Genomic DNA, 24262 nt, shown 5'->3' on the forward strand with positions numbered 1-24262 from the left:
ATGGCTTCATCATCTTTTTGGAATAAGAAAAAAGTATTTATTACGGGACATACTGGATTTAAAGGCTCATGGCTCACCCTTTTCTTAACTTCTTTAGGTGCAGAAGTAGTAGGCTTTTCTTCTCATCCCCCATCCATTCCTAACCTTTTTGAACAAGGTAACGTAGCAAAAGAGTGCACGACAATGAAAGGCGATATTACAGATTACCATTCTTTATTTCATGCCATGAAACAGCATAAACCTGACATAATATTTCATTTAGCAGCTCAGCCAATCGTAACCGCTTCATACAAAAATCCTATCGATACATTCAAAACGAATGTTTTAGGTACTGTTCACGTATTAGAAGCGGCAAAACATATAGAAAGTATACGTGGCATCATTAATGTTACAAGTGATAAATGTTATGAAAATGACGGAAGCGGTAACCGGGCATTCGTGGAAAGTGACCGGCTAGGAGGTTTCGACCCTTATAGTGCTAGTAAGGCTTGCACTGAAATAGTGGCAACATCCTATCAAAAATCATTCTTCCGCACTAATACTCAGAAACTCGCCTCAGTAAGAGCAGGTAACGTCATCGGCGGTGGTGATTGGGCAGAAGACCGATTATTCCCAGATATCATTCGTGCATATTTACAAGATGGTACATTAACTATTAGAAACAAAAACGCTATTCGCCCGTGGCAACACGTATTAGACCCTTTACACGGCTATATTCTTTTAGCTGAAAATCTTTGGCAAGACGCCGAATATGCAACAGCGTGGAATTTCGGCCCGTTGAACGAACCTAACAGAACAGTTTATGATGTCATTCAATCTGTAATAAAATTATGGAATAAACAACTAACAATCCTTTTCCCCTCTACAAATACTCCTTATGAATCACCTATCTTAACACTGGACAGTACAAAAGCAGTAAACAAACTCGACTGGACTCCTAAGTTATCAACAGATGATTCTATCGCTTGGACTGTTGATTGGTATAAAAAATATGCATCCGGTGAAAATATAGAATCTTTCACGCGACAACAAATCGATGCATTCAAAAATTTATAAGGGGGCTATAAAATGGAACAGAAAAAATGCCGTTTTTGCCACTCATTACTAACCAACACTTTTTTAGATTTGGGCGTTTCCCCTCTTGCTAATTCATTTGTAGCTCCTGAAACTTCATATAAAATGGAACCTTTTTATCCGCTGCACACATTTATTTGTCACTCTTGTTTACTCGTACAGCTAGATGAATTTGAATCCCCGCAAAATATTTTCCATAACTATTTATACTTCAGCTCTTACTCCTCAAGTTGGCTACTACACGCTAAACAATACGTAGAAATGGCGATTAAGCGTTTCAACTTAACGAAACATTCAAAAGTAATTGAAATTGCAAGTAACGATGGGTACTTATTACAATACTTTCAAAAAGAAAATATCGAGACATTAGGAATTGAACCCGCAAAAAACGTAGCAGAAATTGCTGTCCAAAAAGGAATTCCTACTGAAGTAAATTTTTTCAGTAATGACTTAGCAAAAAAATTGCCACAAGCTGATTTAATCGTCGCAAATAACGTATTAGCACATGTTCCGAACTTGCATGATTTTGTCGCTGGTTTAAAAACACTATTAAAACGTGATGGCACGATAACGATTGAATTCCCGCACTTATTAAACCTTATATCCTTTAACCAATTTGATACGATCTACCATGAGCACTTCTCCTATTTCTCACTTATAAGCCTACAAAAAATTTTAGCTCATCATCATTTACAAATTGTTGATGTAGAAGAACTTTCAACGCATGGTGGTTCAATACGTATTTTTGTAAACCATCTAAGTGCCCAATCAACTATCCATTCCAATGTTACAAAATTAATTCAAAAAGAAGTCGACCACGGGTTAGATACTTTAGATTGCTATCTCCTTTTTTCTAAACGCATCGAACAATTGAAAATAAATATTTTAAAGTTTTTTATTGAAGCGAAAGCTTTAAACAAACAAATTATCGGTTACGGTGCTCCAGCTAAAGGAAACACCCTTTTGAATTATTGCGGGATAGGTAAAGAATTTCTAGCTTATACAGTAGATAAAAATCCTCACAAACAAAATCTCCTTTTACCAGGAACTCGTATTCCAATAAAATCTCCAGCAGAAATTAAACGTACAAAACCGGATTACATTTTCATACTTCCTTGGAATTTGAAAGACGAAATTATGAAAGAATGCTCTTTCATTCGTGAATGGGGCGGTAAATTTTTAGTGACGGTTCCAGAAGTTGAGGTGATCGAGCCATGAAGAAAGTTGTTGTAACAGGTGGTAGTGGCTGGATAGGTAAATATGTTGTACATTCACTTATACAAAAGGGATATGAAGTGCACGCCACGTATAATAAAAATAAACCCTCTCACCTCCCTTGCCATTGGCATAAAGTAAACTTGCTTCGCGATGACGAAGTAAAACAATTCATTTCCGACGTTCAGCCTAGCCATCTCATCCACCTTGCTTGGGAAGCAGTGCCACCAGCATGCTATGTATCTATTAATAATTACTATTGGCTAAATTCTAGTATTTCATTGATTCAACACTTCACAACATGCGGCGGAAAGCGTGTTGTCGTTGCAGGTACTGGCGCAGAATACGAATGGTTTAACGGCGTATTATTTGAAGATTCGCCGCTTCTTTCTTATAAAACCCCGTATTCATTATGTAAAAACGCACTGCACTCCTGGTTAGCAACGTATGCACAACAAACAGGCCTCAGCATGTGTTGGGGCCGCATTTTTCATATGTATGGACCTTACGAACAAGGGAATCGGCTCGTTTCTAACATTATCACTTCCTTATTAAAAAATGAGGAAGCACTATGTACACATGGAAAACAATCGAGAGATTTCCTCCATGTGAGTGACGTCGCTGACGCTCTCGTAACAATATTAGAACATGGCGTTACAGGCACCATTAATATCGCTTCAGGTCAATCTGTACAAATTAAAGAACTAGCTTCTATCATCTCTAAAAAAATAGGAAAAGAACATTTAATTAAACTAGACGCGATTCCTTTCTCTAAGGATGAACCTTTATTCGTCGGCGTTAGTGTAGAACGTTTAAAAACTGAAGTAAACTGGAAACCAACATACGATTTAAATACAGGAATTGAAGAAACAATTTTATGGTGGAAATCATTTATACAAAAACATAACGATATGCATCATTAAAACGTAAATCCTTCGTTCCTCTCGCTAATTCCTTATACCATTCTTCTAATCTTTCCGGCGTAACAATATGATGCGTACCCATTCCCCCATGCTTACTAGCTTCAGAAAGAGTCGGACCAATTTGTAACTTTCTCTTTCTCATCGCATCGTTCCACGGACTAAACCCAAACCATAATATACAGGCAAGAGGTGGATAAATCATCGATTCATGCGCAGATAAATGTCTTCCAACCGTATAACTTCCATGCTCATGATTATGAATAAATCTGCCCCTTCTCCATAGTCTCCACTCCTCTGGTAAATAACCATGAAATCGCTGTTTCATTAAAGGTATTCCAAAGTTAAGTCCCGGATAATTATAGTTAGGATCATCAACCATAATAAGCCCTTCCAGCCAATACATCCTCCCCCCCAATTCATTTAGCGATTTCCAAAACTGATTTTTATCTTGCACACAAAGAAACTCAGTCGTATTTAAAATCATTTTCCATCCTTGTACTTCTTGTTCTATTCTCATCACTTCATGATCTGTCGCATATGCATCAAACTCTGGATTTACAGAATCTCGCACCTCCCAATGCGGTGCGAATTTTTTACAAATCTCAACGGAACGATCTGTTGAACCTTTATTAATTAAAATACCATGATCAAAAAGTTTTGTATGATGCATAAGCCACCATGGCAATAAATACTCTTCATTGTAAAAATGCGAAATAACGGTTGTAGTTATAATAATCTCCTCCTCTTTCTCTATTAATCTACTTTTTATCCTACAACCAATATACTCATAAGCAAAAATATGTTTCCTAATTATTGATCAAATATTATTATTAATATTTTTGTAAGTTTTCCTTTGGTGTCCAGCCCTTCTCATCATCTGTTCCTTCTCACCAAACCCATCCTTTCCAGTTATACTTCTCTTCGTGATAAAACATCCAGTTTTCCCAGTCTTCTGGACCAACGTAACTCTCTATCATTTTCACTACACCCCTCTCTTCTAAGCGAATTGGATTAGGATAATTGCTAACATGTGATTTTATAACGATATATTTCATAAGAACCTCCAATAAACTGAAAATTAAGTTATAATATCATTATAAAATTATGAAGGAGGAATGCACTCATGTACTACAACACTTCATTCGAAAACGATCAACCTGTAGGCCGTCTATAAACTAAGACGGGCATTCATTTAGCACATACACTATGCCTCGTCTTAGGGAGCTCATATTACCCTAAAAATAGACGGAGGTATTTCAAATGAAACAAACAATTTTAGGAGCTATATACTTATCACTAGCAGCAAGTATATGGGGCGGTATGTATGTTGTTAGCAAATACGTACTCGATTTTATCCCACCACTAACACTCGTTTGGCTACGCTTTATTATCGCTTTTGTTGTTTTATATGGCATTTTGAAACTAGCTGAGAAAAAACAAAAGAAAAAAGTAACCATTCGCAAAAAAGATTGGCTCCTATTCGCTTGGATTGGATTTATCGGCTATTTCATTTCGATCACATGCCAATTTATCGGAACAAAATTATCCGACGCTCATACAGGCTCGTTAGTTACATCAGCTACACCTGCATTTATGGTTATATTTGCAGCGCTCATTTTGAAAGAAAAACTAACTGCTCGTAGACTTTTATCTACTATAATAGCGACAATCGGTGTCATTATCGTAATCGGATGGGATATTGAAATTGGCTCCTATTTTATCGGAACAATCATTTTAGTTGGAGCCGCTATTACGTGGGCTTTACTATCTATTTATGTAAAAATCGCTTCAATCCAATTTTCATCCTTAGTTATTACAACGTACGCAATTTTCTTTTCACTCTTTTTTATTACACCTTTTATGATATGGGAGCTACAAGCGGCCTCTATCGGAACAGTAAATACGTACGTAATATTAGGCGTATTATACTTAGGAATCGTCTCAACAGCAGGTGCCTTTTTCCTTTGGAATAAAGGATTAGAATTACTGGATGCAAGCATAGGTTCCTTATTTTTCTTCTTCCAACCTATCGTTGGATCGTTACTTGGTTGGTTGCTCTTAAATGAAACATTAAATAGTAACTTTTTTATTGGTGGTATTCTTATTATATGTAGCGTTTTAATTACTACTTTTGAAAAGAAATAAAAAGCAGGCAGAGATTCTTAGTCTCTGCCTGTTCGCATTATTGGATCTTGATCGTGAAAACCAATACAAATCGGTATATTATTTTGCACTTCACTACGTACACTTATAAAACTACACATCGTTTTAGCAATTAAATATAAAGTGATACCGATTGCTTTTTCACTTGTGTCAAAGCCATTTTCATTATACATATCCGCTAATTCTATAGACTCCGGTCCCTCAACATCATATGTCCATTCAGAAGCCCAATCATCATCCTCTTCTTCAAGTGGAGCATACTCCTCACAAATATAAAACTGACTAGTCCACTCGTTATCAAGGTCATACTCAAAATAAATCGCTTTTGCTTCTTCATTAGTAGCCATTTCTACAGCTGCATCCAAACCTACTCGAATACTTACCTTATATGACTCTACATCAATTACTTTAATTCGTTCTGCATATTCTGTAGACGCCAACATGCAACAAATATCATAATACTTCGCTTCTATTTGCTCTACTGCTAACGAAAAGACATCCTCTTGCATCTCTTCTAAATACTGAAATATATCCACACTAAATACTCCTCACTCTTTACGCACTCCAATGCGATGGACGAGACAATAATTTCGGTAATTTCGTATGTTTGTCCCCTCTAGCAGCATTAACTTGAACTTGCGTCAGAAAAATACTATTAGTAAAATCAGCCCCGCGAATATCTGCATCTCGCAAATCTGCTCCGATGAGATCTGCTCCTCTTAAATCTGCACCATTTAAGTTAGCCGCAATTAAGTAAGCTCCTCTTAAATTTGCACCTTGTAAATTTTTCTTTTTCAGATTCGCTCCCATAAGGTCTGCTCCGCGGTGAATGATTCGTTTCTTACGCGCAGTATTCATTTCCTTCCATACTAATTCGCTCGTTTCTAAAAGAAGAATGTTCACCTCTGCCCTATGCATTGGAACATTTATTTTCATTAACTCATCTGGATTTAAATTCGAAAGTCGCTCTGTCTCCTCAATTGCGGTCTCCAGCTCTTTATGAATTGGCTGTATTGCCTTTAAAAGAATCGCTTCATTCAAATACCAAAGCATTTCATGAAGTTGATGCATAACCGGAAAAGCATCGTACATTTTTCTTGCATGCTTTGCATCTTTCCTCCAATCAATCCCTTTAAACGTACCCTGAGAAATCTTCTGCCCAGCACCGAAACATTCAAATACTGTACAACCTTTATAACCTTTTCCTCTAAGATTTTTATGTATACTACATTTAAAATCTGATTGTAAGTTGGAACATGGTTTACCACCATCTTTATTCACTGCAAAATCTACCGATGCTGCAAACGGTAATGCAACGCAACATAGACCGAAGCATTTTTCGCATTTTGCTTTTAAATGATCGTTATGATTAGTCAAAATCTATACCCCCTGTTGTCTTTTGACTATTTCATAATATTCCAACTGTAATAAATAATCAATTTTAAAATAAACCAGCATCTTTCGTTTCAATTCATAAATTTATTATTCGATTTCCTTTCAATTGAAAAGGACTATTTCTATTTAATGAATTATAATTAAATTATAAATTTTCTAACTAAAAAGGAGACTTATTATGGCACTAGAAATGAAAACAAACTGTCAAATTTGCGATCAATCGCTCGAACAAGATTCTGAAGCATACATTTGTGTATATGAATGTACATTTTGCGCACCATGTACAGAAGAAAGACATAACGTTTGTCCAAACTGCGGCGGCGAATTAGTACGTAGACCGAAAAAGAAATAATAAAAAGCAAAGCGATATCGCTTTGCTTTTTATTATTTTCTAAGTTTATGAAATTATATCGAACACAACTTAAACATTTACAAACTTCACACAAACAGGCTCTGGCACAGCAACATCAGATTGTAAAAGTGTTAACTTACCTGTAGATTCATCTCTTGAAAATAACACAAGATTATGTGACTTTTCATTTGTAGCAACAAGGAACTTTTCAGTAGGATCTAATACAAAGTCTCTTGGCCAATTTCCTTCTGTAGATGTGTGTTCAACAAATGTAAGCTGACCTGAATTTTGATCTACGCTATAAACAGCGATACTATTATGACCACGATTACCTGCATATACAAAACGGCCGTCAGAAGAAATATGAATCGCACTTCCTTGATTATTTTCATCAAACTCTTCTGGAACAGTAGAAATATACTGTAATTCTGTAAAGGATCCTTCTGCAGGATTATATGTTAACACAATAATCTCTGAACTAAGCTCCGTCATCACATACGCATACTTTCCATTCGGATGAAAAGTAATATGTCTTGGACCACTTCCTGGATTTACAGATAAACGATTCACTTCTGTTAATGTACTATCTTTTACTTCATACGTAATTATTTTATCTATCCCTAAATCAACGCCCACTACATATTTTTCATCAGGAGTGTACCCCGCGTAATGTGCATGTGGTTTTTCTTGTCTTTCTTTATTCGGACCTGAACCTTCATGTGCCATAATAGATGAAGCAGGATTTACAGTTCCATTTTCTTCATTTATTTCAAAAGACTCAATCGTTCCTTTATGGTAATTCGCTGTAACTACTGTATGATTTCCACTATCAACACTAATATGACAAGGAGAAGCACCTTCTACTACTTGTCTATTTTTCGCTATTAGTTCTCCAGTATGACTATCAATGGAATACGCAGCTACACCGCCAGATTCGCCTTCCTTAACAACAGAATAGAGATATTCATTCTTTCGGTTAATCGTTACATATGTAGGGTTATCCAGCTTAGCGGCAAGTGTTACATTACTAATTTTTTTTGCTTCTGTGTCTAAAGTAAACTTATATATTCCTTCGCTATTTTCTTTCGTGTAAGTTCCAACATATCCAATAAACTCTTTGTTATCCTTCATTTTCATAACCCTCTCTCCCTATATTTTTCGTTCATCATGCTTCTTAAAATATTTTATGTTGAAAGAGTATCCTAAAAAATCGGAGTACCTCTTTATACGTTACCATATTTTCTTGGTAAATAGCTTTTAAACCCACTTTTTTTGATACGCTGCTATACTTTCATATTCTTCTTCCAATTGACGGGACAGACGGATATAGATTGGCGTTAAATCTTTATATTTTTCCACACTTTCCATGTTTGGCTCATGATGGAAATCTGCACCTACCATTTCAGAAACTACAGATAATGTATCTATTTCACCTAAACTATATAAACCTAGGATTGCAGCTCCTAAGCAAGAGCTTTCGAAACTTTCCGGAACATATACGTCTTGATGGAAGATGTCCGCCATCATCTGTCTCCAAAGTTCCGACCTTGCAAAGCCGCCTGTCGCTTGAATTTTTTTCGGTTCGCCAATTAACTCTTTTAAAGCGAGAAGAACCGTATATAAATTATAAATTACTCCTTCTAAAACAGCACGGATAAGATGTTCTTTCTTATGATGCAATCCGAGTCCAAAGAAAGATCCTCGTGCATTTGCATTCCATAAAGGAGCTCTTTCCCCTGCTAAATACGGGTGAAACAATAAACCGTCAGATCCAGGATTCACTTTTGCTGCTATTTCAGTAAGTACTTCATATGGATCTTTCCCTAAACGCTTCGCAAGTTCAATCTCTGAAGTACCCAATTGGTCACGAGCCCATCTGAAAATCATACCGCCATTATTAACTGGTCCACCGATTACCCAATGGTCTTCAGTTAACGCATAACAAAAAATTCTACCTTTTGGATCTGTTACAGGACGATTTGTTACAGCACGTATCGCACCGCTTGTACCAATTGTAACAGCCACAACGCCAGGATCTATTGCATTTACACCTAAATTAGATAGTACTCCATCACTCGCTCCTACTACAAAAGGCGTAGAAACAAGTACATTCATCTCTTTGGCAAGCTCTTCATCTAATCCTGTTAAACTGTGCGTTGTTGGAACAAGTTTAGAAAGCTTTTCATCTGTAATTCCCGCAACATGTAAAGCCTCTTCATCCCATTTTAAAGATTTCAAATTAAACATCCCTGTTGCTGACGCTATAGAATAATCAATTACATACTCTTTATATAACTTGTAAAAAACATATTCTTTAATAGAAATGAATTTATAACTTTTTGCAAACAATTCTGCCTGCTCATTCTGTAGCCAAACTAATTTCGAAAGCGGTGACATAGGATGAATTGGTGTGCCAGTACGAAGGTAAATTTCATGACCATTCATATCATTCTTTATTTTCTCCGCCCAGCTTGCACTTCTATTATCTGCCCAAGTAATACATCCCGTTAATGGATTCCCCTTTTCATCTACAGCAATGAGACTATGCATTGCCGAACTAAAAGAGACACAAAGAATATCACTTGGCTGTACACTACTTAATCGTACAGTTTCTTTAATCGTATTTATTACTGCACGAAAAATTTCTTCTGGGTCTTGTTCCGCTGTTTCAGGCGTAGGAGAATATAAAGGATATTCAATTCCATGACTAGCAATAACAGATCCATCAGTAGAAAATAGAACTGATTTTGTACTAGTTGTCCCAATGTCTACACCAATCATATATTTTGAGCTCACCATTTCTTCCTCCTAACAAAAAATCCCTACAGTATCCTAATAATATAAGAACCATAAAAATACATTTATTTTATCTATTCATAACGTTATGTGCTAAAGTTATCTCTCTACATTCATATAAAAATATCCTTATTTTAAACAAACATATCGAGTAGTAAAACTCCTCCAAAAGCGATAAATGAAAGTAACGTTTCTAATACCGTCCATGTTTTAAATGTTTCTTTCACTGTTAACCCTAGGTATTCTTTTACCATCCAAAAACCAGCATCGTTTACGTGTGAAAACATTAATGCTCCTGCACCTGTTGCAATAACGAGTAACTCTAAGTTCACACCTGTTGTATTTTCAACGATTGGCGAAACGATACCCGCTGCTGTTGTTAAAGCGACTGTCGCTGACCCTGTCGCAATTCGAATTAATCCTGCTACTATAAATGCTAATACAATTGGGGATAGAGCTAAATGCTCAGACATTTGAGCAATAGCATTCCCTACGCCACTATCGATAAGAATTTGCTTAAATCCCCCGCCAGCACCAATAATCGCAACAATTGAACCGATTGGTAATAAGCTATCTTCTGTTACCTTCTTAATAGCCTTTTTATCGATACCTTGGCGAAATCCAAGAAAATAAAACGCTGCAAAACATGCAATCAATAGTGCAATGATAGGACTACCGATTAATGTGACAGTCTTCATCAAAGTAGTAGAAAGAGGCACATAAGGAGCTGCTGCAGCTAAAACCATTAACATAACAGGTAACAAAATAACTAAAAATGAAACTCCTATTCCTGGTAATTTCGTTGATTTTGTATTTACACGAATCAATTCTGGCTCATTTTCAGGAATTACACGTTTGTGAATCCATTTCGCAAATATAGGACCTGCAATAATCGCTGCAAAAAATGTAATAATGAGTGAATACAATAGTACCTTCCCAAGATTCGCTTTATAAATACCAATTGCTACAATTGCCCCTGGATGCGGAGGAACAAGGCCGTGTACGACAGATAGCCCAGCAATTGCTGGTAATGCTATCAATAAAATATTTTGTTTCGTTGTTTTATGAATTGAAATTACTAACGGCAGTAATATTAAAATACCTACTTCAAAAAACACCGGAATTCCAATAATAAAACCTGCAATTAACATAGCCCATGGTAAGTTTTTTATCCCAAAGGATTTAATAAAGAACTCTGCCACTTGCATTCCAGCACCTGACTCTGCCATCATTTTCCCTAAAATTGTACCTAATACTAAAATACCTACTAAATGCCCGAGAACACTTCCGACTCCCGTTTCATAAGCACTCACTATTTTATCCATTGGCATTCCAGACATAATTGCTAAAAACAAACTTGCAACCGTTAAACTAATAAACGCATGCCATCTCCACCACGATACCCCTAAAATAACAATTACAATTGATAATAATGTAATAATTAAAAGGTACATATTCATACTCAATCCCCCTTTATGTAAACCCTTTCATAATTACTATATAATTAAAAGAACCTATATAGTTCTTACTTGAGTAAAAGATACCTTTTCATATTGCTATACGTTTAAAAGCATCTTCACATCATAATGATTTATATAAAAAGAATCTCCCTTATTAGAGATACACTATAACTCATCTCTCTAATAAGGGGATTTCTCTTTCATAATTATAATGTTATTGTGATAAACGCTTCGCGCGATCAATTTTTCCTTTTTTAAAAGTGAATGACACTTTCATCTCTGCTTTTTTCACGTAGTAAGACTACAAAATCAGGATCCAGTTTAAACGATGAAGTTACTTAGGATTTGTCCTCTCATGAAAAGCAATTTTCGGAAAGCACCTTCACTTTCATGCATTATAATTTAGGAGCTTTCGCCCAATCCGCAGCAAATTTCTCAATACCTTGGTCTGTTAATGGGTGCATAGCAAGTTGCTCGATTACTTTATAAGGGATTGTTGCAATGTGAGCACCTGCCATCGCTACACGAGTTACATGATCTGGATGTCTGACAGAAGCCGCAATAATTTGTGTATCTAATTGATGAACATCGAATAATTCAGCAATTTTAGCAACTAATAGTACACCATCTTCAGAAATATCATCTAAGCGTCCTAAAAATGGAGAAACGTATGTTGCACCTGCTCGAGCAGCTAAAAGTGCTTGGTTCACAGTGAAAATAAGTGTAACGTTCGTTTTCACACCTTTTTCAGTAAGATAGCGACAAGCTTCTAATCCTGCTAGCGTCATTGGAAGTTTTATCGTGACATTTTTATCGCCACCGTTAATTTTAATTAATTCTTCTGCTTGAGCAATCATTTCTTCAGCTGTAACAGCATCTGGCGTTACTTCTGCCGAAACAGACTCAACTTTAGGTACTGCCTGACAAATTTCTGCGATACGGTCTTCAAACTTAACACCCTCTTTTGCTACTAAAGAAGGATTCGTTGTAACACCAGCTAAAACTCCGAGTTTATATGCTTTTTTTATGTCCTCAAGATTTGCAGTATCAATAAAAAATTTCATGATCAATTCCCTCCAGTTTTTAAACGTTGATGATTTACATGTTTAATATGCTTATCCCGTAAAAGCCCGATTGGTATGGAATAAAGCCCCTACTTATTAAAGTTTCACTTTATTTCTTTTCTACTGCATGTCCGCCAAATTCATTGCGCAGAGCTGCTACAACTTTTCCTGTAAATGTATCATTGTCTAATGAGCGGTAGCGCATTAATAGAGACATTGCGATAACAGGAGTTGCTGTTTGAAGGTCTAATGCTGTTTCTACTGTCCATTTTCCTTCACCAGAAGAATGCATAACACCCTTAATTTCATCCAGTTTTGCATCTTTAGAAAATGCATTTTCTGTTAATTCCATTAACCAAGAACGAATGACTGAACCGTTGTTCCATACTCTTGATACTTTTTCATAATCGTAGTCAAATTCACTTTTCTCTAGAATCTCAAATCCTTCACCAATAGCAGCCATCATACCGTATTCAATTCCGTTATGAACCATTTTTAAGAAGTGACCACTACCAGCTTTTCCAGCATATAAGAATCCATTTTCTACAGCAGTATCGCGGAAGATAGGTTCAACGATGTCCCAAGCTTCTTGATCTCCTCCGATCATGTAACAAGCACCATTACGAGCGCCTTCCATTCCGCCAGAAGTTCCTGCATCCATAAAGTGAATGCCATCTTTCTTTAATTGCTCATATCGGCGGATAGACTCTTTATAATGTGAATTACCAGCTTCAATTAAAATATCTCCTTTTGATAAAAGTGGTGTAACCTCATCAATAACAGAATCAACAACAGCGTGTGGTACCATTACCCAAAGAATTCTTGGTGATTGTAATGACTGAACAAGTTCACTTAAACTAGATGTACCCGTTGCCCCGTACTCTTTCATTTCTTCTACTGCGCTCGTATTTAAATCAAATGCTGCTACTTCATGTTTATGATCCATTAAATTTTTCCCTAAATTTAATCCCATTTTACCTAACCCAATTAATCCTACTTGCATAATATAATTCCTCCTCAAATTATCTTTTATTAAAAATTCATATCACTACAATCTGGAATACCTTTCAGCACTGATATGTTAGTATGTACAGAAAGGTATTCACAGTCATAGCTTAAGAATTCAACACATTTTTTGTAATTTGAACAACATTTTCTGTCGTAAATCCAAATAGATTCATGACTTCAGCTCCAGTGCCTGAAGCTCCAAATGTTTCAATTGATAGTACTTTTCCTTCTTGTCCTACATAACGCTCCCACCCGAGAGATACACCCATCTCAAGAGATACTCGTTTCGTTACAGAAGACGGAAGAACGGATTCTTTATATTCATTCGATTGACGATCGAATAACTCCCAGCTTGGCATTGCAACGATACGAACAGAAACTTGATCTTCTTCTAATTTCGCTTTTGCACTAGCAGCTAAGGATACTTCAGAACCTGTCGCAATTAAAATTACATCCGGATTTTCATTTGTTTGTGTTAATACGTAAGCTCCTTTAGAGAGATTCTCTATGTTCGCTTTCGTTTCATTAAACACCGGTAAATTTTGACGGCTCAGTACTAAAACGACTGGACCATCCGTTTGCTGTAAAGCATACGCCCAAGCACTTGCTGTTTCATTTGCATCTGACGGACGGATAACTGTTAAACCAGGAATTGCTCGAAGCGCTGCCAATTGTTCAATTGGTTCATGCGTTGGACCATCTTCTCCTACAGCAATCGAATCATGTGTAAATACGTAAGTAACAGGTAACTTTTGCAGTGCAGCCAGTCGAATCGATGGACGAAGGTAATCATTAAATACAAAGAATGTACTTACGAAAGGTTTTACTCCTCCGTGGAGAGCCAGTCCATTCGCTGCCGCGCCCATTGCATGTTCACGTACACCGAAGTATATATTTCGTCCAGCATATGATTCTACTGCATATACTGCTTCACCTTTTATATCTGTCATAGTGGAATGAGAAAGATCTGCACTTCCACCGAAAATAGAAGGAATCGATTTCACATAATGATTAATAGCTTCCCCACTTGCAACACGAGTGGAAATCGTTTTTTCAATATCAAAGGATAGAATGTCTTTCGCTTCAATTAAAACATCACCTGTAATCGCTTTTTCTAATTCATCTGCTAGTGCAAGGTTCGACTCTCTGTATGAATTGAACTGCTCATTCCAGTCATTTTCTTTTTCAATACCTTTTTGTTTCAGTTCATTAAAATGAGCTTTTACTTCTTCAGGTACAAAGAAATCTTCCTCATAACCCCAACCATACACTTGTTTTGTCGCTGTTGCCTCTTCTACTCCAAGCGGATTACCATGTGCTTTGTTCGTTCCAGCAACTTTTGGACTTCCATAACCTATAATAGTTCTAATTTCTATAAGAGTAGGTTGATCCGTATTTTCTTTCGCTGATTGAATAGCTTTTGTAATAGCATCGACATCGTTTCCATCTTCAACTCTTACATATTGCCAATGTACAGATTCTGCCCTTTTCTGAATATCTTCAGAGAAAGCAATGCCTAATTCACCATCAAGTGAAATTTCATTTGAATCATACAGTACAATTAACTTGCCAAGTTTCATATGTCCTGCCATTGACATCGCTTCATAAGCGACACCCTCCATTAAGTCACCATCTCCGACTAAAGCGTACGTATTGTGATCTATAATAGAGTGACCATCCTTATTGAACTTCGCTGCTAAATGCGCTTCTGCCATTGCCATTCCGACAGCATTCGCAATCCCTTGTCCTAACGGGCCTGTAGTCGCTTCAACTCCAGGAGTATGACCAAACTCAGGATGTCCTGGTGTTTTACTATTTAACTTTCTGAAGTTTTTCAAGTCATCAATTGAAACGTCATATCCAGCTAAATGAAGTAGGCTATATAACAAACTAGATCCATGTCCCGCCGATAAAACGAAACGATCACGGTTAAACCATTCTGGGTGATTAGGATTGTAATTTAAATGATTCGCCCATAATGCATAAACCATTGGTGCTGCTCCCATCGGAAGACCTGGATGACCTGAGTTTGCCGCATTAATAGCATCAATCGATAACGTACGAAGTGTATTCACTGCTAATTGATTTATGTTTTGTGTCAAAGTAATCGTCCCCCTAAATGCTTTCATGAAAGAAAGTACTTATTTTTCCGTCTCTTGATCTAACCACCATTTAAATCCACTTTCTTGCAACAGTTCATTAGACGCTTCTGGACCATATGAACCAGACTCATATTCATGAAGCGGTAATAAGTTTTCCTCGAACGCTTCAAGAATTGGTTGTACCCATTCCCATGACAATTCAACTTCTCTCCAATGTGCAAAGAATGTAGCGTCTCCACTCACAGCATCATGAATGAGTCTTTCATACGCTTCAGGTACTCCCACATCCGCTTGCTCACAAGTAAAGTTAATACGCATCGGTTCAATTTCTCCATTTTTCAATGGATTTTTACTATTTAACTGTAATGAAACGTTCTCACCTGGGCTAATTTCAATTATTAATAAGTTAGGTTCTGCATTTGGATTATTATCTTGATATTGCTGTTTTAACGTATTTTTAAATTCGATTACAATACGAGTAGACTTTTCTTTCATTCGTTTTCCTGTTCGTATATAAAATGGAACGCCAGTCCAAAACGGATTATCGATCCACAAGCGAGCAGCAACAAATGTGTCTATGTTAGAAGAAGGATTTACTCCTGGTTCCTCTTTATATGCTACAACTTGCCCGCCTTTTATCTCTCCTGAAGCGTATTGACCGCGAACGATATGGTTTTGAACGTCTTCTTTTTTCACTTTACGAAGCGTCTCCATTACTTTTCGTTTTTCCTCTCGAATTTCACACGCATTAACCTTTTCCGGCAGATTCATAGCAGTCATCATTAATATTTGTAACATATGATTTTGAACCATATCTCGAATGGCTCCTGCCTGGTCATAATATCCAGCCCTTTCTTCAACCCCAACTGTTTCACTAGCTGTAATTTGTACATTCGCTATATGTTCTTTATTCCAAATCGACTGGAGAACAGGATTTGCAAATTCTAGCGCTTCAAGATTTTGAATCATCGGTTTACCTAAATAATGATCGATACGGTATATCTCGTCTTCTTCAAACGTGCGACTAAGCTTATCATTCAGCTCACGAGCAGATGTAAGGTCGTGCCCAAACGGTTTCTCAATCATCAGGCGTTTCCATCCATCCGTTTTATCAAGTCCGCTTTCCTTAATATTTAAAGCAATCGTCTCGAAAAATTCAGGAGCAACTGAAAGATAGAACATTCTATTACCTTTTATATGTAGTTCTTCTTCCCTTTCACGAACGACTTGTAATAATCTCTCATAGTCTTCCGGCTTACTCACATCTAATGGACAATAGCGAAAATTATCTAAAAAACCTTCCAGTTCCGGAGTACCTTCTTCCCTCTGACGAGAAAACGTCTCTATTGATTCTTTTATTCTTTCTTGAAAATCTTCATGAGATACTTGACGTCTTCCAAGCCCGATAACAGATATTTGCTTTGGAAGCTTTTGATCTCTATATAAGTTATATAGCGCGGGGTAAATTTTGCGTTTCGCTAAGTCCCCTGTCGCTCCAAATAAAACAAAGGTCATTGATTCCAAGTTCAGTCCCCCTCTTGTTGTATAATCCTCTTCAATATACTAAAAATGAATTGTACAGAAGCTCATACTCTTATACTTCTTGTTTTTATAAAAAACAAAGAGTTATCTAATTCCAATTCTTTTTATACCTTTCGCTCTCTCATTGTCCCCAATATTAATAGTGGCAATTCAAAGCATTTCTACTGCAACTTACTTATTTATAGAACTTAACGAAATATTTTATATCTAATTACTTTTAGTAATTAAGTAATCCTATGTCTAGTATATTAACCACATAAATTATTATCGTCAATAAAAATGTCTTGAATTAAATACTATTTATTTTGTAATACTTTTCTAAGTGTATTCCTAGTTACCATTCATTTTCAAAGATAATGATTGATATAATAAATATCAGTTTCATCAAAATCTTCAATTAATTTTCGGTTAAACTCGCGAGCAGACGTTACATTATAATCAAAAGGCTTCTCTATAATAAGACGGTTTAATCCTTTTGTAGTCCACAATCCACTCTCTTTAATATTTAAAGCAATCACATCAAATACTTCTGGTACAACAGATAGATAAAACATACGGTTTTCAGAAATATTTAATTCTGTTTCACGCTTTTTTACAAGGCTCAGTAAATCTTGATAGCCCACTATATTCGCTGTATCTAATTGACAATAACGAAATGTGCTAATAAATTCTTCTACTCCTGATTCGTCATCAGAAGATATTCTAGAAAATGTAGCAAGGGATTGTTCCACCTTTGTTTGAAATTCCACATCTGACATTGCCCTTCTGCCAATACCGATAATCGAAATAGATTGTGGTATATTTTGATTACTAAATAGTTTATATAAAGCAGGGTAAATTTTGCGTTTCGCTAAATCCCCTGTCGCTCCGAATAAAGTGAAACTTTAATCAGTGGGGGTGTTGTTCATCCCCACTGATTATTAGTTGAACCAATCGGGCTTTTACGGGCAGTTGATCCCCCACCTAACTTCTTTGCTTCCGCTGAAGTTTGAGGCGGGGGTCTTACTGCCCGTTAATGCGGGATAAAAGAAATGTCATTGAATCCATTTGTTCTCTCCCTTTTAAAACAATTGCTAGAATAGAATATATAAGCTCATTCGCTACTTAGCAAAATATTGTCTCTAAAACCTCATACTTTACTAATGTTTCTTCAATACAATTTTGCCAAGAGCACGTTCTGACTCACTTATGTGGTGTGCTTTTTTTACGCCTTCTACATGTAAAGGCAACACATGTGTTACAACAGGTTTAATCTTCCCGTCCTCAATTAATTCTGTAATAAGAGAAAGTTCATATCCGTTAGGTTCAGTAAATATATGGTCACTCTGAATATGTTTCTCTCTTGCTATTTCAGTTTGCGGAATTTCCATACCTTTCGAACCATAGATAGACGCTAACTTTCCATTTGGTGCAAGTACTTTATAACTCTCCTTTAGTACATCCTCGCCTAACACATCAAATACAATATTGTAATTATGCAAAAGCAAAGAAAAATCTTCTGTTTTGTAATCAATGACAGTATCAGCGCCTAAATCCTTTACAAACTGTATGTTTTTCGTACTAGTCGTAGTTGCAACATGTGCACCGAAGCTTTTTGCTAGCTGAATAGCAAACGTACCAATCCCGCCAGATCCAGCATGAATTAAAACCTTATTACCCTTTTGAACATTAGCGAATTTCACTAAACTTTGCCAACTTGTCAAACCTACTAGAGGGATTGATGCTGCTTCCTCAAAAGATAGATTTCTCGGTTTTTTCGCTACATACTTCTCATCTACAGCCACGTACTCTGCATAAGTACCATTTCGTTCAATATCTGGACGACTATATACTTCATCCCCCACTTTAAATGCTGTTACGTTTTTTCCTATAGCAGCAACTACACCTGCAACATCCCATCCTAAAACGAGCGGGAAGTCATAGGAAATTACGTCTTGAAGTAAACCCTCACGTATTTTCCAATCCACAGGATTTACACCAGCTGCATATACTTCAATCAGTATATCGTTGTCTCCCAATAGCGGTTTCTGCATTTCAATCTCTTGTAGTACACTTTTATCTCCATATTGCATAAGTCCTATTGCTTTCATTCTTTACACTCCTTTACAATGCTGGGAAATGAGGTAGTACTTCTTCTCCTAGCTCATCCAATACTTCGTCAGCTGGACGTTGACCATCAAATAGAGCAAGGAATAAATGATTCACACCAATACTTTTATATATATCAAGTAATTCAATTAGTGCCTTACGCCCTGTACGGTAACCTAAACGGATCGGTGTAGGACGTTCATTTGGATCTTCAGATAAATCTAAATGCATCGGTTGTATAAATGGTTTGAATACATCTGGATGATAATCCTCTACTAGTTCTCTCCATTGTCCAATTGCTCCCGCTTGATGTACTGGACTACGTGGATAATACATCCATCCATCTCCATGTTCAGCGAACCAGTCCATATTTTGCTGACTAAAACCTGTAATAAAGGTTGGAATATGCTTAGACGGTTTTGGAACTAAATTCGCACCATGAACTTCTCCTAGTGTCGACTGGATAGACGGGAAGTTTTTATACAAAATTTCTTCCAAGTAAGCAAACGCTTCTCTAAACTTTTCACCTCGTGTTTCATGACTAACACCTAACGCCTTGAAATCAGCACGTCTGTCACCGGATGAAACGCCAAGCATAATTCTTTCTGGAAATAGTTGATCCAATGTAGCAATTTCTTTCGCCACACGCAATGGATGACGAAGTGACAATACAGTTGCCGACGTTCCAAATGCGATTTTCTCTGTTTTGCTTGCTAAATACGTCAAATAAATCATCATATCGTAAATTTGACCTGTTGCAGGATCACCAAAATCAGGGTCTTGCAGTAATACATCGCGAAGCCATACACCTGTAAAACCGTATTGTTCCGCTTTTTGTACTAACTCTACTTGTTTTTCCATCGTTGGAGCATGAAACTGATAATTTTCAATCGGAATGTGAACTCCTAATGTAAGTTGATCTTTCGCAAACATACGATTATATCCAAAATGATTCGCAAACTTTTCCATGTGTTTCACTCACTTTCCTTCATTCATATAAATCTATACTTTTCTTTACTCTTAATATTTCTTTTCAAATTTCATAGACAATGCTGTAACACCACATCGTTGCCGATTGTAATCGTTATAACTTTCTTTGTGCTACGAGTGTTATTATAAATCGGCCATAACATGAATAACAGTACGTACTTTAAAGTGATGTAGGCACTTTTAAGTACCTATACTAAGTGAGTAATAATAAATCATGCTGCAAAAATAACATCTACCCTTTCTTCAAAAAGCTTTACAGTAGTTTTTAGAAGTACGTTACATTATTTCATTTCATGCACTTTCCACTTCTTTATATAAAATTCTCACTAACCAAATTCAAAATATTATACTTATTTTTCGTACTTTGCTATGCTATAACCACAAACAGGAGGTATAAACTATGAAAGCACAAATTATCCATTCTTTTGGGGATTCATCTGTATTTCAATTAGAAGAAGTTTCAAAACCAAAACTTTTACCAGGTCATGTTCTAATCGATGTAAAAGCAACAAGTGTAAATCCAATCGATACAAAAATGCGTAGTGGCGCTGTTTCAGCAGTCGCTCCTGAGTTTCCAGCTATATTACACGGCGATGTAGCTGGTATTGTTATTGAAGTAGGAGAAGGTGTTTCGAAATTCAAATCAGGGGATGAAGTATACGGATGTGCCGGAGGTTTTAAAGAAACTGGAGGTGCACTTGCAGAATTTATGCTTGCTGATGCACGATTAATTGCTCACAAACCTAAAAATTTAACAATGGAAGAAGCAGCTGCTCTACCATTAGTTGCAATTACAGCTTGGGAATCTTTATTTGATCGTGCAAATATTAAACCTGGTCAAAATGTTCTCATTCATGGAGCTACTGGTGGCGTAGGACACGTAGCCATTCAACTAGCTAAATGGGCAGGCGCTAAAGTTTTTACAACCGCTTCTCAGCAAAGCAAAATAGACATCGCCCATCGTCTAGGAGCCGACATAGCTATTAATTATAAAGAAGAATCTGTTCAAGAATATGTACAAAAACATACGAACGGAAACGGATTTGAAGTTATATTTGATACAGTAGGCGGCAAGAATCTTGATCATTCTTTTGAAGCTGCTGCGGTCAACGGAACTGTCGTAACAATTGCAGCTCGTTCAACCCATGACCTCTCTCCTTTACACGCAAAAGGACTCTCTCTGTACGTTACTTTTATGGCGTTAAAAATATTACATACAGATAAACGTGACGCTTGCGGGGAAATTTTAACTAAACTAACGCAAATAGTAGAAGAAGGACACCTTCGACCATTGCTAGATTCTAAAACTTTTACGTTTGATGAAGTTGCACAAGCACATGAATATTTGGAGTCAAATAAAGCAATTGGGAAAATAGTGTTGAAAAACGTTTGGTAACTTTCACTAAATAATACAAATAACAGCGGGATTGCTTCGCCTTATCTTTGTCTTAAGAGGCGTGCCACAACCTTAAAAGCTTTCCATCCTTTACAACAAGTAAAAAATAACAGCCGAATTTTTCTTATAGTAGAAAATTCGGCTGTTTGCATGTCGCAATTTACTTTTTGTATATTTCCATTAATAGATAAAATACAACTCATTTGCCTTACCATCTTTACCTTCAACAGAATATTATGTTGTTTTTAATTTTTTAAAACACACTACGTACTAATCCCCCGTCTATTCGCAACGCGGAACCATTAATTGCTGAAGAAAGTGGGCTGCTTAAGAAAGTGACAAGATTGGCAATTTCTTCTGGTCGAATAAGTCTTTGAATAATAGAGGTTGGTCGATTCTCTTTCATAAATCGCTTCTCAGCTTCTTCTATTGTCAATTGCTCATTAGGATAAAGACTATTTAACATAGTCTCCACTCCTTCCGTTAAAGTCGAACCAGGCATTATGGTATTAACAGTCACATTCGTTCCTGTCGTCAGCTCAGCTAAACTGCGAGAAAGTGAGAGTTGCATCGTTTTAGTCGCACTATAGTGAGCCATTTCTTGAGATGGCATAATAGCTGCTTCGCTAGCAATAAAGATAACCCTTCCTTCTTTTCTTTCAATCATTTTTTTCAAGTACGAGCGAGTAAGTCGAACACCACTCATAATATTGACTTCAAACAATTTAAACCAATCTTCATCAGGAATATCAAAATATTCTACAGGTTCAAAAATTCCTAAGTTGTTAATAAGAATGTCTACTTCAGGGTACTTTTTAATCACATTTTGGCACCCTTGTTCTGTCCCTAAATCAGCTACTACGGGTTGAAGGATAGCATCAGGATACTGCGCTCGAATTTCGTTTATCGTTTGATTAACATTTTCTTCACGGCGTCCATTAATAAGTACAGTAGCTCCTTCCGCTACTAATGAAGTGGCAATTGCTTTTCCAATCCCTGCCGTAGATCCAGTAACCAGTGCTGTTTTTCCTTTTAATTGCATATGCATATAGATCCCTCCAAATTCATGTGCTACATGATTGACTTACGTTGGAATAAATAATTACGTTTATATTGTGGTTCACTTCTCTTATCTTTAACAGAAAATAAGCAGATCCACCCTTTTTTCGAAAGAGTATAAAGTGAAACTTTAATCAGTGGGGGTCTTACTGCCCGGCAAATAGCGGGATAAACGAAAATTATTTAGCTATTGTACTCTGTACTGAATTAAAAATCGAAATTATCATCATTTAGATCTACTCGATAATTCTGATTCTAATCATTGTAATGTTAAAAAATCACATCAACAACAGAGTAACGCTAAAACCAACTAATAAATACCATTATGATATATATTAACGATAAAGAAAATTACGCACTTTAAAGTTCCATAGGAACAAAAAAGTAACCCATAAACCATAATTTCTAACCCTTTACATTTACTAACGTAGTATCCTTTTCTATCATAGAAAAGGTTGTAAAATCACACATTCTTACATACAGTTATAAGATTATTTTTATTCTAATTAACTAAAAACCATTATACTCCTTTATCACTTTCAAAAATGAATCAAAAAAACACGAAGACTTAAATGTCTTCGTGTTTTTTTAATGTATATCGTTACACTTGTGATTGAATTCATAACTAGAATCTTTTTACTCATTCCTTATGAATAATGTTTATTATTTATGAAACTTCACACGCTCTTCAAGTGGTTGGAATTCTTTTTCTCCTGGTGCAGCCGTTGGATTACCAAATGGCATTTGCGCAATCAGTTTCCAATTAGCAGGAACATTCCATTCTGTTTTTACTTCATCATCAATTAATGGATTATAATGTTGTAAAGATGCCCCTAATCCCTCTGCTTCTAAACCTGTCCACACGACTAATTGGTGCATACCTGATGCTTGGTGTGACCAAATTGGGAAGTTTTCAGCATATGCAGCAAATTTTTCTTGAAGCGATTTAACGATAGCCTCATCTTCAAAGAATAGTACTGTTCCATAACCAGCTTTAAAAGAATCCATTTTTTGTTGCGTTCCTGAGAAATCTCCATCTCCAACTACTTTTCTTAATGTTTCAGTTGTAATATCCCATAATTTATTATGAGCTTCACCAAATAATACAACTAATCGCGCAGTTTGAGAATTGAAAGCTGATGGAGTATATTTCACAGCAAACTCCACGATTTCTTTAATTTTTTCATCTGATACTTGTACCTCTTTATTAATTCCGTAGTAAGTACGTCTTTCTTTCAGTACAGTATAGAAATCTTTTGTCATAATTCATTTCCTCCTAAGTTTTAATATTCTTCAAAATGATACATTGCGAAGAGAATATGAGTTGAAATGAGTTCATTTTTGAACCATCGAACACCATAACACCAATTGCTAGTCATTCTGAATCTAAACCACTGCTTCTTGCTTCAGTTTACCTAAAAAAACTCTTATAGCATCATTGATACAATCTAGTGATCATTCGGTATTATTTTACCCATTCTCTATTCATGTATCCTGCTTGTTTCATATTTACACAAATATGAAATGTAGCTACTTTAATCACCAAATTTCACATTAATTTAGAGCAGGTTCAATTACAGCAATTTCGCTTACTCGAACAAAACGATGCAATTCAAAGAACAGTGCACAATTAAG

22 protein-coding genes are annotated in these 24262 nt (G+C 36.3%); 6 read left to right on the forward strand and 16 right to left on the reverse strand.

The window, feature by feature from the left end:
- Genes rfbG through ACW0JX_RS16185 form a run of 3 tightly spaced genes read left to right on the forward strand, consistent with a single transcriptional unit; the run spans position 1 to position 3212 of the window.
- Positions 1–1056: a CDP-glucose 4,6-dehydratase gene (gene rfbG, locus ACW0JX_RS16175; RefSeq protein ID WP_446025779.1), complete on the forward strand. Its 1056-nt coding sequence runs from the start codon at positions 1–3 to the stop codon at positions 1054–1056.
- Positions 1057–1068: 12 nt separating this feature from the next.
- Positions 1069–2292 carry a methyltransferase domain-containing protein gene (locus tag ACW0JX_RS16180; RefSeq protein ID WP_446025780.1) on the forward strand — a complete coding sequence of 408 codons (1224 nt, stop codon included), beginning with the start codon at positions 1069–1071 and terminating at the stop codon, positions 2290–2292.
- Complete coding sequence (locus ACW0JX_RS16185) at positions 2289–3212, forward strand: NAD-dependent epimerase/dehydratase family protein (protein ID WP_141241010.1); 924 nt, start codon at positions 2289–2291, stop codon at positions 3210–3212. The genes ACW0JX_RS16180 and ACW0JX_RS16185 overlap by 4 nt, the downstream gene beginning before the upstream one ends.
- Here the strand turns inward: ACW0JX_RS16185 and ACW0JX_RS16190 are convergent.
- Complete coding sequence (locus ACW0JX_RS16190; protein ID WP_089171474.1) at positions 3181–3981, reverse strand: glycosyltransferase family 2 protein; 801 nt, start codon at positions 3979–3981, stop codon at positions 3181–3183. The two genes, ACW0JX_RS16185 and ACW0JX_RS16190, sit on opposite strands and share 32 nt — an antisense overlap.
- A gap of 118 nt (positions 3982–4099) precedes the next feature.
- Positions 4100–4267, reverse strand: coding sequence for an SH3 domain-containing protein (locus ACW0JX_RS16195; protein ID WP_000875292.1), 168 nt, complete (start codon positions 4265–4267; stop codon positions 4100–4102).
- 205 nt (positions 4268–4472) lie between these two features.
- On the opposite strand from ACW0JX_RS16195, the gene ACW0JX_RS16200 reads away from it, so the two are divergent.
- Positions 4473–5357 carry a DMT family transporter gene (locus tag ACW0JX_RS16200; RefSeq protein ID WP_000814762.1) on the forward strand — a complete coding sequence of 295 codons (885 nt, stop codon included), beginning with the start codon at positions 4473–4475 and terminating at the stop codon, positions 5355–5357.
- A 17-nt stretch (positions 5358–5374) separates the two neighbouring features.
- Here ACW0JX_RS16200 and ACW0JX_RS16205 read toward each other — a convergent pair whose 3' ends face one another.
- Entirely contained in the window at positions 5375–5911 is a 537-nt protein-coding gene (locus ACW0JX_RS16205; RefSeq protein WP_459244925.1) for a hypothetical protein, read from the reverse strand.
- Positions 5912–5930: 19 nt separating this feature from the next.
- Positions 5931–6752: a pentapeptide repeat-containing protein gene (locus ACW0JX_RS16210; RefSeq protein WP_459244926.1), complete on the reverse strand. Its 822-nt coding sequence runs from the start codon at positions 6750–6752 to the stop codon at positions 5931–5933.
- 196 nt (positions 6753–6948) lie between these two features.
- On the opposite strand from ACW0JX_RS16210, the gene ACW0JX_RS16215 reads away from it, so the two are divergent.
- The gene (locus ACW0JX_RS16215; RefSeq protein WP_001162788.1) at positions 6949–7122 is read left to right on the forward strand and encodes a DUF1272 domain-containing protein; all 174 of its coding nucleotides are present in this window, start codon (positions 6949–6951) and stop codon (positions 7120–7122) included.
- 69 nt (positions 7123–7191) lie between these two features.
- On the opposite strand, the gene ACW0JX_RS16220 is transcribed toward ACW0JX_RS16215, so the two are convergent.
- From ACW0JX_RS16220 to ACW0JX_RS16265, 10 genes are all read right to left on the reverse strand, one after another.
- Positions 7192–8259, reverse strand: a complete 1068-nt coding sequence (locus ACW0JX_RS16220) for a lactonase family protein (protein WP_459244927.1) — start codon at positions 8257–8259, stop codon at positions 7192–7194.
- Between the two features lie 120 nt (positions 8260–8379).
- Positions 8380–9921 carry a gluconokinase gene (gene gntK / locus ACW0JX_RS16225; RefSeq protein WP_149216484.1) on the reverse strand — a complete coding sequence of 514 codons (1542 nt, stop codon included), beginning with the start codon at positions 9919–9921 and terminating at the stop codon, positions 8380–8382.
- A gap of 131 nt (positions 9922–10052) precedes the next feature.
- Positions 10053–11378, reverse strand: a complete 1326-nt coding sequence (gntP, locus tag ACW0JX_RS16230; protein ID WP_001057601.1) for a gluconate permease GntP — start codon at positions 11376–11378, stop codon at positions 10053–10055.
- Positions 11379–11773: 395 nt separating this feature from the next.
- The gene (fsa, locus tag ACW0JX_RS16235; protein ID WP_000667692.1) at positions 11774–12442 is read right to left on the reverse strand and encodes a fructose-6-phosphate aldolase; all 669 of its coding nucleotides are present in this window, start codon (positions 12440–12442) and stop codon (positions 11774–11776) included.
- Positions 12443–12551: 109 nt separating this feature from the next.
- Positions 12552–13445 (reverse strand): phosphogluconate dehydrogenase (NAD(+)-dependent, decarboxylating), encoded by an 894-nt coding sequence (gene gnd, locus ACW0JX_RS16240; protein ID WP_053563941.1) that lies wholly within the window; start codon positions 13443–13445, stop codon positions 12552–12554.
- A gap of 112 nt (positions 13446–13557) precedes the next feature.
- The gene (gene tkt / locus ACW0JX_RS16245; RefSeq protein ID WP_459244928.1) at positions 13558–15552 is read right to left on the reverse strand and encodes a transketolase; all 1995 of its coding nucleotides are present in this window, start codon (positions 15550–15552) and stop codon (positions 13558–13560) included.
- Positions 15553–15591: 39 nt separating this feature from the next.
- Positions 15592–17076, reverse strand: a complete 1485-nt coding sequence (zwf, locus tag ACW0JX_RS16250; RefSeq protein WP_098852087.1) for a glucose-6-phosphate dehydrogenase — start codon at positions 17074–17076, stop codon at positions 15592–15594.
- 365 nt (positions 17077–17441) lie between these two features.
- On the reverse strand, positions 17442–17933 hold the full coding sequence (locus ACW0JX_RS16255) for a glucose-6-phosphate dehydrogenase (RefSeq protein ID WP_080017631.1): 492 nt from the start codon (positions 17931–17933) through the stop codon (positions 17442–17444).
- A gap of 300 nt (positions 17934–18233) precedes the next feature.
- Positions 18234–19184 carry an NADP-dependent oxidoreductase gene (locus ACW0JX_RS16260; protein WP_459244929.1) on the reverse strand — a complete coding sequence of 317 codons (951 nt, stop codon included), beginning with the start codon at positions 19182–19184 and terminating at the stop codon, positions 18234–18236.
- 13 nt (positions 19185–19197) lie between these two features.
- Positions 19198–20151, reverse strand: a complete 954-nt coding sequence (locus tag ACW0JX_RS16265; RefSeq protein WP_000410326.1) for an LLM class oxidoreductase — start codon at positions 20149–20151, stop codon at positions 19198–19200.
- A 421-nt stretch (positions 20152–20572) separates the two neighbouring features.
- Between ACW0JX_RS16265 and ACW0JX_RS16270 the strand changes: the two genes are divergently transcribed.
- Positions 20573–21568, forward strand: coding sequence for a zinc-dependent alcohol dehydrogenase family protein (locus ACW0JX_RS16270; protein WP_459244930.1), 996 nt, complete (start codon positions 20573–20575; stop codon positions 21566–21568).
- A 253-nt stretch (positions 21569–21821) separates the two neighbouring features.
- Here ACW0JX_RS16270 and ACW0JX_RS16275 read toward each other — a convergent pair whose 3' ends face one another.
- Positions 21822–22616: an SDR family NAD(P)-dependent oxidoreductase gene (locus tag ACW0JX_RS16275; RefSeq protein WP_089171480.1), complete on the reverse strand. Its 795-nt coding sequence runs from the start codon at positions 22614–22616 to the stop codon at positions 21822–21824.
- A 674-nt stretch (positions 22617–23290) separates the two neighbouring features.
- Positions 23291–23890, reverse strand: coding sequence for a nitroreductase family protein (locus tag ACW0JX_RS16280; protein WP_459244931.1), 600 nt, complete (start codon positions 23888–23890; stop codon positions 23291–23293).
- Positions 23891–24262 lie beyond the last annotated feature (372 nt).

The organism is Bacillus sp. C-3-6 (assembly GCF_054509685.1).